Source organism: Mycobacterium ulcerans subsp. shinshuense (assembly GCF_002355775.1).
GTDB classification, from domain to species: Bacteria; Actinomycetota; Actinomycetes; order Mycobacteriales; family Mycobacteriaceae; genus Mycobacterium; species Mycobacterium marinum.
This window is the reverse complement of the sequence record NZ_AP017624.1, coordinates 123,881-137,019: the sequence shown is the minus strand read 5'-3', so window position 1 is coordinate 137,019 and position 13,139 is coordinate 123,881. Positions and strand designations below refer to the sequence as shown.

Here is a 13,139-nt window from a genome sequence, read left to right as displayed (position 1 = left end):
TGCCCCAGCATCGGGGAGGACATATTGCCCAAACGGGACGCAGGAGATTAATTTCGAGTCAACCAGCGCCAACGACGGCGAAGCTGGCCGAGGAGGTCCACGCACCTGGACGCCAATCCTGAGTTCAACGCGGTGTTGGCGCTGCTCGACAGAACAGCGGCGCTGCGCCATGGTGCCGATGTCGTGCACCGGCGCTTGGGTGCAGACCTGGCGGCCGGAGCCAATCGGATCGCCGAGGACGACACCATGGAAGTGGTCGCGGTCGTGGGCGGCCGCACCGAAGAACTCAACGGCTTGGTCATCGGGCCGCAGGAAGGGCTCGGCGGGCAGGCGGCGGTGCTCCGCCGAACTGTCGCGGTGCACGACTACTGCATGAGCCGAGACATCACCCACGACTTCGACCACGCGGTGCGCGCGGAGGGGTTGCGGGCGGCGATGGTTGCCCCGATCGTGCGTGCCCACCGGCTCTACGGGCTGCTCTACGCGGCCCGGCGGTCGCCGGTGGCCTGGACCGACCGTGACCGGGCGGAGCTGCTTTCCCTGGCGCGGCAGGCGGCGGTCGCCATGGAGGTTGCCGACAGCGCCCGGGAGATGGCCGAGGTCGCCGCGTTCGGCGAACGCCAACGCCTGGCGATCCGGTTGCATGATTCCGTCGGCGCGACGTTGTTCAGCCTGCGGGTGGCGTTGATGTCGGCGCAGGAGGAAACCGAGCCCGGCCGTCGCGAAGAGCTGCTGTCGGATGCGCTGGTGCTCACCGAACGCGCGACGTCGGAGTTACGGGCTCAGACCTTGTCGTTGCATGACCTGCCGGAGGACAAGGCGCTGGCAGTCACGCTGGAAGGTGATTGCCGGGACTTCGCCACGCGCACCGGTACCGCGGCGGAACTGGTGGTCTTGGGCGACCTGCCGCTTCTGGATTCGGCCAGGACCGATGCGCTGCGGCGCACCGCCCGCGAAGCCCTGCTCAATGTGGAAAAACATGCCGGCGCTCACTCGGTGGTGGCCAGCCTCTACCGCGCAGAAGACGGTGTCGGGCTGACCGTGGCCGACGACGGTACGGCCCCCGACATCGCGTCCGAGCACCGGCGCGGGTTGGGGCTGCGGGCCACCGTCGAGCGCATCGAACGGGTGGGCGGGTGGTTGTCGTGCACGGCCAATGAGGAGGGCGGCGGCACCGTACAGGCGTGGGTTCCCGCGGCTAGAGCATTCCGGCCTGTTGGGCCTTGATCACCGCGTCCAATCGGTTGCGGGCATCGAGGTGCGCCAACAGCGACTGCACGTAGGACTTCACGGTGTTGGGTGCCAGCTGCAGCTTTTGGGCGATCTGCGCGTTGGTCTCGCCGATCGCCAGCCGCTCTAGCACCTGATACTCGCGCCGGGAAAGCTCCAGCGGATTGCCGGTGCTGATCACCGGGTCGCAGAATCGCCGTCCGGCGGCGACCTCTTCGATCGCGGTGACCAGTACGGCGCACGCGTTGTCCTTGTGCACCACCGCGTCCATCCCGACCAGTCCCGCAACCTGACTAACCGTCGGCTTGCTGTCCCCGGTGAACAAGATGAGCTTGACGCCCAGGCAAGCCCCTCGCAGCGCGGCGGCGGCTTCCGGCAGCGCCATGTCGGGCAGATGCAGATCCAACAACACCACGTGCGGCCGTTCGGCAGCGGCGACCGCGACGCCGGTTTTCACATTGCGTGCGCCCGTGCACATCTGGACCCTCGGGTTGCCCTGCACGAGCCGCTCCACGCCCAGATGCACGATCGGATGGTCATCGACCACGAGTACGCGCACCGCCTCAGGGGCTGTGTTCGCGGCAGCGGAATGCACAAGTGAGCCGTCCTGGCTTCCTCCGTGCGGATGCACAATTCGACTGTAGCCCCATGCCGGTTGGCTCCCGGGCAAAAGCCGTCGTCGCGACCTCCGATCGGAGGTAGTGCAGACCGGCGGGTGGTGTGATCCTGGTCTCAGCAGTGCTGAACTGCGCACGGGCTTGTACATAGGGGCAAGAGGAGAACGCCAATGACGGCATCGATCACAACCCAGCACGAGAAGATCAAGTCTTTCGACTGGGAGCCCAGCTACTTCCATCGAGACGCGTTGTACCCGACCAAGTACAAGATCCCGCCAAGGACCAAAGACCCGTTCCGCACCCTGGTGCGCGAGTACGTGGGCATGGAGGAGGAAAAAGACAGCCGCCAATATGGTGCGCTCGAAGATGCGTTGAGCCGGATGAACAACTCGGCTCAGGTCGAGCCGCGTTTCATGGAGGTCTTGAAGCCGGTCCTGGCCTTCGTCGACTTCGGTGAGTACGCCGCGATGAAATGCACGGCCATGCTCATCGACACGGTGGAAAACCCCGAACTGCGCCAGGGGTACCTGGCCCAGATGATCGACGAAGTGCGCCATACCAATCAAGAGGCGTACTTGATGCGCTACTTCGCCAAGCACGCGCCCGACCCCGCCGGGTTCAATTCCGGCTTCGAGATGCGCGCCAACGACCCGATCGGACGACCGGCGCGGGCCGTGTTCGAAGCGTTCATGAACGACGACCCGATCACCAATTCGCTCAATCTTCAGGTCGTTGCCGAGACCGCCTACACCAACCCGCTGTTCGTGTATTTGACCGAGGTGGCGGCCGCGAACGGGGATCAGGCGACCCCGTCGGTCTTCCTGTCGGTCCAGTCCGACGAGGCGCGGGACATGGCAAACGGCTATGCGACGCTGGCGGCGGTACTGAGCGAACCCGACAACTTGCCGATGCTCCAGGAAGACTTCGACACGGCGTTCTGGCGTCAGCACGCCTTCATCGACAACTTCCTCGGTGGCGTCAACGACTACTTCTCGAAGGCTCGGGTGAAGTCCTACAAAGAGTTCTGGCAGCAATGGCTCTGGGAGGACTGGGCCGGTAGTTACATCGAGCGGCTGGAGCCGTTCGGCCTGCATGTGCCCCGGTGGATGGACGGCGCCAAACGGCACGTGGAATGGGGCGGTCACACGGCGGCGATGGTGTCCGCAGCGTTGTGGCCGGTGCATGCCTGGCGGTCGGACTACATGACCGACGAGGACTTCACCTTCTTCGAAGACAAGTACCCCGGCTGGGAGAAGTACTACGGCGACTTTTGGCGCGCGTACCGGCAGATGGCCGATCCCCGCAACGGCCAACTCGCGCTCGGACTGTTCCCGGCCATGCCCCCGATCTGTCGGGTATGCCAGATGCCTGCGGTCTTCCCCAGGATTGACGTCAACGAGATCCGGCTATCGGTCGACAAGGCCGGCCAGCGGCACGCATTTTGCTCGCAGGCCTGCCAGCACATCTTCCGCCAGGCCCCGCATCGGCACACCGGCAAGACCTGGTGGGAAGTCAATGACGGCATCGAGCTGTGGCGCTACATCGAGATCAATCATCTGCTTCGATCCGATGGCAAGACGCTGATGGGGCAGCCGCACGTGCACACCGACGAACGCTGGCTGTGGACCATCGACGACATTCGGCGCACCGGGGTCGCCATCCAGGATCCGCTCAAAGCGGCTCCCGCCGAAGCCTTCACGGAGATCTGATGACAACCGGAGCAATTTCCGAAGGCGCGACTCCCGAGGCTATTGGTGAGGGGTTCTACTCGGAGCGCGAGCTGACCTACATCCAGCCCCAGAAGCGCCGACTGTCCGAATACGAGGCCGTCATCTGCAACGCCCAGCCCGACATGGGCCAGTTCGACTCCGGCGGTTGGTATCTACTGCGCCCGGACGGGCTGGGCTGCCAGGACACCCGGACCACCGCACTGGTCCACCCGAATTGGTTCGACTATCGCGACCCATCCGGGCTGTGGCAGCGGTCCTACATCAACATGGCGGCCCAACAGGAACGGTCCATCGCCGGGGCAAGTTCGTCGGCGAAGGCCAACGGCGCATTGGGCGAGATCGCACCGGACTGGCTGCACCTCGTGGCGCGCTACTACGAGGCGTACGGCTCCTTCGAGTGGGGGATGTTCAAGGCGCACGCGTTCGTCACCAGGGAGGCCTTGTCGGACACGCTGTCGACGACATACACCTTCAGCGCGATGGACCGGCTTCGGCACCAGCAGGACATCGCCCTCTACAGCCTGGGCCTCTACGAACAGGCGCCCGGCTACACCGAAGGGGCCGGCCGGGAGGCCTGGCTCAACGACCCGGCCTGCCAGGGGGCCCGCCGCCTGGTCGAACGGCTCCTTTCGCTGCGGGACTGGGGCGAGATGGTGACGATGACCAATCTGGTGGTGGAGCCGCTGATTGCCACGGTGATCGGCAGCGAGTTCTTCCGCCGGCTGGCCCCGTTGCACGGGGACCCGGTCACCGCGGTGATCGAGATGACGGTGGAGGCCGACCGGCGTCGCAACCGTGCCGCAACGCAAGCGCTGGTCAAGATGCTCACCGCCGACACCGACCGCGCGGGCCGGCCGGTACCGGCGGCAGAAAACCGCGACCTCATGCAGCGCTGGGTGGATTCCTGGTATCCGGACGCGTTGGCCGCCGTCGATGCGTTCTTGCCGGTCTTCGACGCCGCCCCGGTCGGCTCCGGTGGTGGTGAACAGACCAAACGGCGCGTCGTCAGCGCGACCGCAGACATCCTCGAGCTGGCGGGCCTGCGCGCGCCGGTGGAGGTGACGTCATGAGCGCCAGCGAACAGCACGCGTCCACGACCGTCGGCATCGTCTTGATGAAGAGCGAAGAGGCCGACGCGACCGTCGCCTACTTCACCGCGGAATGCCCGCAGGTCCGGATCCAGGACAGACACACCTTCTACCTGTGCGAGACCGAGGGCATGATCCGCATCCCGTTGGCCGAGGTCGAAGAGTTCCTCGGGAAGCCGCTGACCATGTCGCGTTTTCTGGTGGGCATGTCGAGCTACTACGGGCGCGCCCGGGTCGAGGACGACGCGTTCGTCATCACCTCCGAGATGTCCCAGCTCGAACCGGCGAGCAGCTGAGCAGCACCATGGCGCGGGTAACCCTCGAGCCCGGAGCCGAGGAATTCCTGGTCGGCCCCGACGAGGACATTCTGTCTGCGGCCCTGCGTAGCGGCATCAATCTGCAATACGGATGCCGGCACGGCAACTGCTCATCGTGTAAGCACTGCCTCATCGACGGTGACGTCGATGACTCGGCGGCCTCGGTGTACGCGATCCCGCGGGACGAACGCGAGAACGGGGCGATTCTGCTCTGCTGCACGTTTGCCCGCAGTGATCTGGTCATCGAGATTCACCAGAACGACGGCGCCGAGGCGCTGCCACCGATGACCCCGCCCAGCCGAAGGCGGGCGAAGGTCCTCGGGCTGCGGACCCGGACCTCGAACCTGATCGAGCTGCGGGTGGAACTCGACGATCCGCTGAGCTTTCGCGCCGGTCAGTATGCGGAGTTCACCCTGGATAGCGGTGAACGCCGCTCCTACTCACTGGTCAACCCGCCGAGTTCGGCGCGCGAGCTGACCTTCTGCATCAAACGCGTGCCGAATGGCTTGTTCAACAAGGTGCTGGACCGGATCGAACCGGGCTCCACGCTGCATCTGGAAGCGCCGTTCGGCACCATGTTTCTGCGCGACACCGAGCATCCGATGATCGCCGTCGCGACCGGCTCCGGGATCGCGCCCATCCTGTCCATGCTCACCGATGCCGCCGAACAGCACCCGGACGTGCCCTTCCGTTTCTATTACGGAGCACGCTTCGTCCGCGATCTGGTGTACCTGGATGAGATCGCGGCGCTCTCGACGCGATTGAAGGATTTCCGGTTCATTCCGTGCCTGTCGCAGCAGGCGCCCGACCCGGTGCCCAACGGTCGATCCGGGCGCGTCACCCGGGCCATCGCCACCGACATCAGGGACGCCTCACCCTATGCCGCCTACCTGTGCGGCGCGCCCGAGATGTGCAACGACGTCGGCCGGCTCCTAGAGGCGAAGGGCCTGCCCGAGGCGCGCATCCACGCCGACAGGTTCTATCCGGCCGTGGAATCGATCTCGGTATGACACCGCGCACCACCAAACCGGCGAACCACCTTGACCAGCAACGTGCCGGGGGTATCTGATGACAACCATGGCCACGCCGTCCACATAGCCCTCTAAGAAGCTCTCCAACAACGCAATTCCATCAGGAGCGCATCATGAAGACCACAGCAGCCGTGTTGCTGGAAGCGGGCAAGCCCTTCGAGATCATGGAACTCGAACTCGACGGCCCCCGCGTCGGCGAAGTACTGATCAAATACACCGCCGCGGGTTTGTGCCACTCAGACCTGCACCTGACCGACGGCGACCTGCCACCGCGGTATCCGATTGTCGGCGGCCACGAAGGATCGGGCGTCATCGAGGAAGTCGGTCCCGGGGTCAGCAAGGTCAAGCCCGGGGACCACGTCGTGTGCTCCTTCATCCCCAACTGCGGCACCTGCCGATACTGTTCCACCGGACGGCAGAACCTTTGCGACATGGGCGCGACCATCCTCGAAGGATGCATGAGCGATGGCAGCTTCCGCTTCCACCGCAAGGGGGTGGACTTCGGTGCGATGTGCATGCTCGGCACCTTCTCCGAGCGCGCCACCATCTCGCAGCACTCGGTGGTCAAGATCGACGACTGGCTGCCACTGACCACCGCGGTGCTGGTGGGCTGCGGAGTTCCGACCGGCTGGGGTACCTCGGTATATGCCGGGGGCGTGCGGCCCGGCGACACGACGGTCATCTACGGCGCGGGCGGGCTGGGCATCAACGCCGTACAAGGAGCGGTGAGCGCCGGAGCCAAACACGTCGTGGTGGTCGATCCGGTTGCGTTCAAGCGGGACACCGCGCTGAAATTCGGCGCTACCCATGCCTTCCCCGACGCGGCCAGCGCGGCCGCGAAGGTCAACGAAATCACCTGGGGCCAAGGCGCGGACCAAGCGCTCATTCTGGTCGGCACGGTCGACACGGAAGTGGTCAGTGCCGCGGCTGCGGTGATCGGCAAGGGCGGCACCGTGGTCATCGCCGGGTTGGCGAATCCGGAGAAGCTCACGGTGCAACTGTCGGGCCTGAATCTGACCCTCAGCGAGAAGACGATCAAGGGCACACTGTTCGGATCGGCCAATCCCCAATACGACATCGTGCGCCTACTCCGGCTCTACGACGCCGGCCAACTCAAACTCGACGAGCTGATCACCACCCAATATCGACTCGAAGATGTCAACCAAGGCTATCAAGATCTGCGCGACGGCAAGAACATTCGCGGCGTGATCGTCCACGACTGAGGTCAAACATTCATGCTGGGCCAGCGCACCGCATTGGTAGGTTGGAAACCCCCGCGAAGGAGAATTTTCATGAGCGATAGCGACATGTTCGACGCCGCCCGTGCCGCGGGCTCACCCATCGAACAAGCGGTCGCGGTGTTCATGCTGCACCCGGACACCTTCGCCGAAAGCATCGAGGCCGGATACGAGCACCCGTTCGCGGGATATGTGGCAGGCCGCGCCGGTGTACTGGGCGAGACCACCGGCGTCACGGTGCATTCGGTCTTCGCGGTATTCGAACCCAATTTCATCCATGGGATGTGGGAAACGGGCATCGCGGTTCGCGGCGCGATCGGTGCGGCCGAGCTCTACTGGGACCAGGTCGCCGGCTTCGCCCGCAAGTATCTGGCCGCCGCCACGGGGCTGGATCGCATCGCGGCGCTGGGCGAGAAGATCATCGCGGCGACACCGGACGCGGGCCTGCCGCTGTATGCCGGGTGGCGCACCATGGCGTTGGCCGACGACGCCGCGGCGCGGGCGCTGCAGGTGATGTTTGTCTTGCGGGAGCTGCGGGCCGGTGTTCATTTCAACGCCCTCACCATTTCCGGCATCACCCCGGTCGAAGCACACATGCTCAACAAGGGACATGAGTACACGACCATGTTCGGCTGGCCCGAGCCGTTCGCCGATGGCACGGACAAGAAGGACCGCTACGCCGCGGTCGAGGAGGCGACCAACCGCCGGATGGCCGAGATTTTCGGTGCCGCGCTCGACGGTGGCGAGGCCGACGAGCTGGCCCGATTGAGCACCGATGCCCTGGCGACGCTGAAGGCCAGCGCAGCCAGCTGAACGGGCGCGTTTGCGCGGCGCGACCGCAACATCAGCGCTCCAGCGTTTTACTCAGCAACGCCGCCAGGCGCTGCTGTTCCCTGGTGCTCAACCGCCCCAGCATTGGTGCGATCCGCTGCTCAATCGCCTTGGTGGTTTCCCGCTCCAGGCGGCGGGCCCCAGTGGTGAGGTTCACCCGCACCGCGCGGCCGTCGTTCTCATCGGCGGTCTTGACGACCAGGCCGCGCCCCGCCGCGCGCTCGATCAGCCCACTGACCGTGGAGCGCTCCAAGCCCGTGTAGCTCGCCAGCTCGCCCATCGTCGGTTCGCGATCGCGCATGATGCCCAGCACGCGCAACTGCGTCAGCGACAGGTCGTGTTCGGCGGCCACTTCGGTAAGCACCGCCATCAGCGCAAAAGATGTTTGCACCAGTGCATCTCGCAGATCATCCGCGAGTTGTTTGCCGGGCGAACCGCCACCACTCATGGCGACAACCATATCCAAATAGATTGGATTGCGAACTATAATAGTTCGTAGTACCATATTTTTACTCGAATCCACCCCTGGCAATCGCGCGGAGTCGCCCGCGCCGCGCAAGACCGGGGAGAAAATGGACACCATGAAAGCCGCGATCGTCCGCACCTTCGATGAGCCGCCCCACTTCGGGGACTTCCCCGATCCCACCTCAACCAAGCCGGGGGAACTGATCGTCGACGTCGTCGCCACGGCACTGCATCCGCGCGTTCGCGCCCAAGCCGACGGTTCGCACTACACCAGCACCGGCGAGCTTCCGTTCGTGCCCGGTATCGATGCCGTGGTCCGCGACGCCGAGGGCACGCTCTACTACGCCCATCTCGCGGACACCACGCTGGGCACCATGGCGCAGCGGACAATCATTGACCAGCAGTGGGCCGTCGCGCTGCCCGACGACGCCGATCCGGTCACGGTGGCCGCCGCGGTCAACCCCGTGCTCTCGTCGTGGGTGGCGCTACGAAATCAGATCAACTTCAAACCCGGATCACGAGTCCTGATCCTCGGCGCGACAGGCAGCTCCGGGGGCATGGCAATCCAGGTCGCGAAACGTTTCGGAGCCGCGGAGGTCATCGCCGCCGGACGCAATCGTCAGCGGCTCAACGAACTGACCTCGTTGGGCGCCGACCGCACACTCACCCTTGACCAGCTCGGAGCGGCCGGCGATGTCGACGTCGTCCTCGACTACGTGTGGGGACCGCCCACCGCCAAAGGCATGGTCGACCTGGTCACCAATCGTCGCGACCCGCACGAAGAGCTCATCTGGATCCAAATCGGCTCGACGGGTGGCCCCAGCGCCGATATCGTCTCGGCGGCCCTGCGCTCCACTCGCCTGCAGATCGTCGGGAGCGGCATCGGCTCCGTATCCGAACGCGACATCCGCAACGACATTCCCGGGATCGCCCAAGCCGTCGCCGCGGGCGAATTCGAGGTCCGTACCCAGGCAATGCCACTAAGCGACGTAACCTCGGCCTGGACGCGCCCGCTGGGCGCGGACCGGCGCGTTGTGTTTCTTCCCTAGACCGCCAACAGCGCGATACCTCCGTCGGCGCCCGCGTCGCCCGCCGTGACCCGGATCAGGCGTGACGGGGGACCTCATGAACGAGCTGGATCCGCGAGGTCAGCCCGAGTTTGGTGTAGACGTGGGTGAGGTGGGTTTGCACGGTACGCGGTGAGATGAACATCCGCGCGGCGATGTCCTTATTGGACAGCCCTTCCTGAACCAGTCGAACGACGTCATGCTCGGTGGGGGTGAGCGAACCCCATCCGCTGCTGGGCCGCCTGCGCGTGCCCCGGCCACGCCGCACATAGCTGATCACCTCGTCCGTCGAGATGATCGCGCCCTGTCCCCACACCGCGGCAAAGTCCTGCTTCCCCAACTCGTTGCGAAGTTCGGCGAGAACGACTTCGCAGTGCGCGTCGAGGATTTTCAAGCGGACTTCGCCGGTGCGGTGCCGAATCGCCTCAGCGGAAGCTAACAACCGGGCGGCCTGTCGGCGATCGCCCTCAGTGGCTGCCAGCTCGGCGAGACATTCCAAGGTGTCGGCGACTCCTAGAGTCGTCCCGTTGGCCGCGCTGCACGACAGGGCGGCATGGCTATCCCGATCGGCCTGCCCCAGTTCACCCTGCGCCAGCGCGACCCGCGCCCGGGCCGTCAGCGCCACCGATAGGTAGCAGCCGTAGCTGGTCGACACGACGTCGTCGGCCCAACGGCGCGCCGCGCTCAGGTCCCCACTCACCAACGGCGCCAACGCCCCAAAGGGAAAAACGCCGGCCATCTGCGGGTCCATACCCACGAGTTCGCGGGCCTTCTGATAGGACTGCCAGGCCGCCGTCGCATCCCCTACGGCCTGGCACGCAATTGCGGCTGTCGCATAGCCGAGCCCCTCGTTGGCGCCCACCAGCTCCGCCGAACTGGTGAAGACGGCATCCGCGCAGGCGCACGCACCGTCTGCGTCACCGACGTAGGCATAGGTAAATCCCTGCACCACTTGACTTATCATCAGCAGCAACAGATCGTGGGCCGCGCTGGATTCAGCGATTGCCTCGCCGAGTTGGTGCAGTGCTCCGATTGGATCTCCCCGCCAGGCCCGCACCCAACCGAGCGCACCGCGGCACTCCCGAGACGTCGTGCGATCGCCGATCGCCTCCGCGATCCGCAGCCCCTCCTCGCCCGCCGCCTCGAGCGCAATCGGGTCTCCGGCGGCCATCGCCGCCCGGGTCTGCAAGCTCAGGATCTGGCTCAATCGCCAGGAAGCCCCGAGTTCACGCGCGAGCTGGGCCGCCTCATCGAAGTAGGGGCGCGCGACGTCGGCGTCGTAGGCCGTGATCACTCCGCGGGCGACGAGCGCGCGGATCAACAGTGCGAGGTCGGCCAGCTCTCGCGCAATCGTCAGGGCACGCTCGGCGTCATCAAACCCTGCCATCGACCCCGTCCACGCCAACAACGTCACTTTGTCGGCGAGCGCGCGCGCCAGGGTTGAAGGAGAAACCTGGACATCCTCATTACCCAGCCCAGCTTCATTACCCAGCCCGGCTTCCAACCAGGCCAGTCCCTCTCGGCCCTGGCCGCGCGTCATCCACACCGGGTGAAGCGAAGTGGCCAGCTCCAGTGCGCTGTCGAAGTCGCGCGTCTCCAGGCTCCATCCGAACGCGCTTCGTAGATTGTCGAGCTCCTCCTCGGCCTGCGCGAGCCTGCGTTCATGGTCGGTGCCTGTGGGCGCGTCCAACAGCTTCGCCACTGACTTGTAGTAAGTGACGTGGCGCGAGCGAACCGCCTCGACTTCGCTGGATTCCGCGAGCTTCTCTTGGGCGTATTGACGCACGGTCTCGAGAACCCGGTAGCGCGTTGGGCCCCCGCCGCTTTCGGCGATCACAAGCGACTTATCGACGAGCAGCGCGAGTTCGTCGACGACCTGGTAGCGCTGCACCTGCGAGTCACCCGCGACGGCTTGGGCGGCGTCGAGGTCGAAGCCCCCGAGAAAGACTGCGATTCGGCGGAACAGCACCCGCTCCGGCTCGGTCAGCAGCGCATGGGACCAGTCCACCGACGCCCGTAGGGTCTGCTGGCGACGCACCACGGTTCGTGCGCCACCGGTGAGTAGCCGAAACCGGTCATGCAGGCCCGTGCGGATCTCCTCGATGGACAGGGCTCGGACTCGCGCGGCGGCCAGTTCGATCGCCAACGGCATGCAGTCCAGCCGATTGCAGATCTCGGTGACCGCGGTCGTGTTGTCGTCGGTCACCGCGAAGTCCGGGCGAACGCGCCGCGCCCGGTCGGTGAATAGCTCAGTGGCTTCGGTCACCGACAGCGACGGCACCAGGAACGCCACCTCGCCCGGCACACCGAGGGGTTCTCGGCTGGTGGCGAGTAGCCGCACTGCCGGACAGCGGCCGGTCAATTCCAGCAGCAGGGCAGCCGTCGCATCCAGTAGGTGCTCGCAGTTGTCGAGCACGACGAGCACCTGGTGCTCACCGATGAACCGAGCGAGCGCATCCACCGTTGAGCGCCCCGGTTGATCGGACAGGCCCAGTCCGCGGGCCACCGTCACCGGAACGGCCTCGGCGTGGCTGACCGGCGCGAGGTCGACGTACCAGAGGCCATCACCGAATTCGTCCACCGCGCTGGCCGCGATCTCCACCGCGAGGCGTGTCTTGCCAGCACCCCCAGCGCCGGTCAACGTGACGAGCCGGTTGTCCGCCAACAGGGACCGCACGTCCGCCATCTGCGCGATACGCCCCACGAACCGGGTCAGTCGCGCCGGCATCCGGTGCACAGCACTGGATTTGGTAGTCCGCAGCGGTGGGAAGTCATTTTGCAGGCCGGAATGACACAGCTGCACCACGCGCTCCGGCCGGGGCAGGTCCCGCAGCGGGTGCAGCCCTAGATCAGCCAGCCAGGCCCCATCCGGCAGCTGGTCGACAACCAGCAGTTGCGTGGCACCGGATATTACGGTTTGGCCGCCGTGGGCCAGTTCGCGTATGCGTGCGGTGCGATTGATGGTGGGTCCGATGTAGTTGGTCGGGTCATTGGGGTCGCGCAACTGGATATCGCCGGTGTGTACGCCAATGCGCAGCCGGATCGGCCCCAGCGGTGATCGCTGCAAGTCCAACGCGCATGCGATGGCCTCGCGAGCGGAAGCGAAGGCGACCACGAAGCTGTCACCCTCACCCTGCTCGACCGGCCGCACCCCATGATGAGTCGCGACGGTCGTGGCCAGCACGGAATCAAGGTGCGCGACGGCTGCCGTCATCGGCTCGGGCTGGTTCTGCCACAGCCGGGTAGAGCCTTCGACATCGGCGAGCAGCAAGGTGACCGTTCCGGTCGGCAGCAGCTCGCCCATGTCGACATCACTCCAGTCCACCAGCGGTGCTTCCGCGCGTGGGTCGATCTCGCTCATGCTAGCCAGCATCGCTGGGGTGTAGGTGGCGAAACATCGGCGTCAGCGCGTAGGTGCGCTCTCGGCACTGCGCAAATCTACGACCCCGCTGGCGCAGATCTACGCGTCGTGGCCGATGGTCGGCGGTCCGCACAGCCTCATCGTTGAGCCCGAGACGCGCCCGA

General features: G+C 65.7%; 11 protein-coding genes. 8 read left to right on the top strand and 3 right to left on the bottom strand.

Features of this window, described 5'->3' with window-relative positions; translation table 11 throughout:
• The first annotated feature begins 132 nt into the window (after positions 1-132).
• On the top strand, positions 133-1,227 hold the full coding sequence (locus SHTP_RS00615; protein ID WP_096369474.1) for a GAF domain-containing sensor histidine kinase: 1,095 nt from the start codon (positions 133-135) through the stop codon (positions 1,225-1,227).
• On the opposite strand, the gene SHTP_RS00610 is transcribed toward SHTP_RS00615, so the two are convergent.
• Positions 1,199-1,777, bottom strand: a complete 579-nt coding sequence (locus tag SHTP_RS00610; RefSeq protein WP_020727637.1) for a response regulator transcription factor — start codon at positions 1,775-1,777, stop codon at positions 1,199-1,201. The genes SHTP_RS00615 and SHTP_RS00610 overlap by 29 nt on opposite strands.
• Before the next feature lie 240 nt (positions 1,778-2,017).
• On the opposite strand from SHTP_RS00610, the gene SHTP_RS00605 reads away from it, so the two are divergent.
• The 6 genes from SHTP_RS00605 (at position 2,018) to SHTP_RS00575 (ending at position 8,064) form a co-directional block, all read left to right on the top strand.
• Positions 2,018-3,556 carry an aromatic/alkene/methane monooxygenase hydroxylase/oxygenase subunit alpha gene (locus SHTP_RS00605; RefSeq protein ID WP_096369473.1) on the top strand — a complete coding sequence of 513 codons (1,539 nt, stop codon included), beginning with the start codon at positions 2,018-2,020 and terminating at the stop codon, positions 3,554-3,556.
• A complete protein-coding gene (locus SHTP_RS00600; protein ID WP_096369472.1) occupies positions 3,556-4,647 on the top strand; it encodes an aromatic/alkene monooxygenase hydroxylase subunit beta in 1,092 nt (363 codons plus the stop codon). The genes SHTP_RS00605 and SHTP_RS00600 overlap by 1 nt, the downstream gene beginning before the upstream one ends.
• Positions 4,644-4,961, top strand: a complete 318-nt coding sequence (locus SHTP_RS00595; RefSeq protein ID WP_096369471.1) for an MmoB/DmpM family protein — start codon at positions 4,644-4,646, stop codon at positions 4,959-4,961. The genes SHTP_RS00600 and SHTP_RS00595 overlap by 4 nt, the downstream gene beginning before the upstream one ends.
• 8 nt (positions 4,962-4,969) lie before the next feature.
• On the top strand, positions 4,970-5,992 hold the full coding sequence (locus SHTP_RS00590) for a 2Fe-2S iron-sulfur cluster-binding protein (RefSeq protein WP_096369470.1): 1,023 nt from the start codon (positions 4,970-4,972) through the stop codon (positions 5,990-5,992).
• A gap of 134 nt (positions 5,993-6,126) precedes the next feature.
• Complete coding sequence (locus SHTP_RS00580) at positions 6,127-7,236, top strand: NDMA-dependent alcohol dehydrogenase (protein WP_096369469.1); 1,110 nt, start codon at positions 6,127-6,129, stop codon at positions 7,234-7,236.
• A gap of 69 nt (positions 7,237-7,305) precedes the next feature.
• The gene (locus tag SHTP_RS00575; RefSeq protein WP_096369468.1) at positions 7,306-8,064 is read left to right on the top strand and encodes an SCO6745 family protein; all 759 of its coding nucleotides are present in this window, start codon (positions 7,306-7,308) and stop codon (positions 8,062-8,064) included.
• Positions 8,065-8,095: 31 nt separating this feature from the next.
• Here SHTP_RS00575 and SHTP_RS00570 read toward each other — a convergent pair whose 3' ends face one another.
• The gene (locus tag SHTP_RS00570; protein ID WP_096372245.1) at positions 8,096-8,530 is read right to left on the bottom strand and encodes a MarR family winged helix-turn-helix transcriptional regulator; all 435 of its coding nucleotides are present in this window, start codon (positions 8,528-8,530) and stop codon (positions 8,096-8,098) included.
• Between the two features lie 133 nt (positions 8,531-8,663).
• Here SHTP_RS00570 and SHTP_RS00565 point away from each other — a divergent pair, with 133 nt between their 5' ends.
• On the top strand, positions 8,664-9,596 hold the full coding sequence (locus SHTP_RS00565) for a quinone oxidoreductase family protein (protein ID WP_096372244.1): 933 nt from the start codon (positions 8,664-8,666) through the stop codon (positions 9,594-9,596).
• Between the two features lie 55 nt (positions 9,597-9,651).
• On the opposite strand, the gene SHTP_RS00560 is transcribed toward SHTP_RS00565, so the two are convergent.
• Entirely contained in the window at positions 9,652-12,987 is a 3,336-nt protein-coding gene (locus SHTP_RS00560; protein WP_096369467.1) for a LuxR family transcriptional regulator, read from the bottom strand.
• Positions 12,988-13,139: the final 152 nt, after the last annotated feature.

What these genes read in the sequence shown, in the direction of transcription:
- SHTP_RS00605 (WP_096369473.1), top strand. Translation starts at nt 2,018, where the DNA reads ATGACGGCATCGATCACAACCCAGCACGAGAAGATCAAGTCTTTCGAC.
- SHTP_RS00600 (WP_096369472.1), top strand. Translation starts at nt 3,556, where the DNA reads ATGACAACCGGAGCAATTTCCGAAGGCGCGACTCCCGAGGCTATTGGT.
- SHTP_RS00595 (WP_096369471.1), top strand. Translation starts at nt 4,644, where the DNA reads ATGAGCGCCAGCGAACAGCACGCGTCCACGACCGTCGGCATCGTCTTG.
- SHTP_RS00590 (WP_096369470.1), top strand. Translation starts at nt 4,970, where the DNA reads ATGGCGCGGGTAACCCTCGAGCCCGGAGCCGAGGAATTCCTGGTCGGC.
- SHTP_RS00580 (WP_096369469.1), top strand. Translation starts at nt 6,127, where the DNA reads ATGAAGACCACAGCAGCCGTGTTGCTGGAAGCGGGCAAGCCCTTCGAG.
- SHTP_RS00575 (WP_096369468.1), top strand. Translation starts at nt 7,306, where the DNA reads ATGAGCGATAGCGACATGTTCGACGCCGCCCGTGCCGCGGGCTCACCC.
- SHTP_RS00570 (WP_096372245.1), bottom strand. Translation starts at nt 8,530, where the DNA reads ATGAGTGGTGGCGGTTCGCCCGGCAAACAACTCGCGGATGATCTGCGA.
- SHTP_RS00565 (WP_096372244.1), top strand. Translation starts at nt 8,664, where the DNA reads ATGAAAGCCGCGATCGTCCGCACCTTCGATGAGCCGCCCCACTTCGGG.
- SHTP_RS00560 (WP_096369467.1), bottom strand. Translation starts at nt 12,987, where the DNA reads ATGCTGGCTAGCATGAGCGAGATCGACCCACGCGCGGAAGCACCGCTG.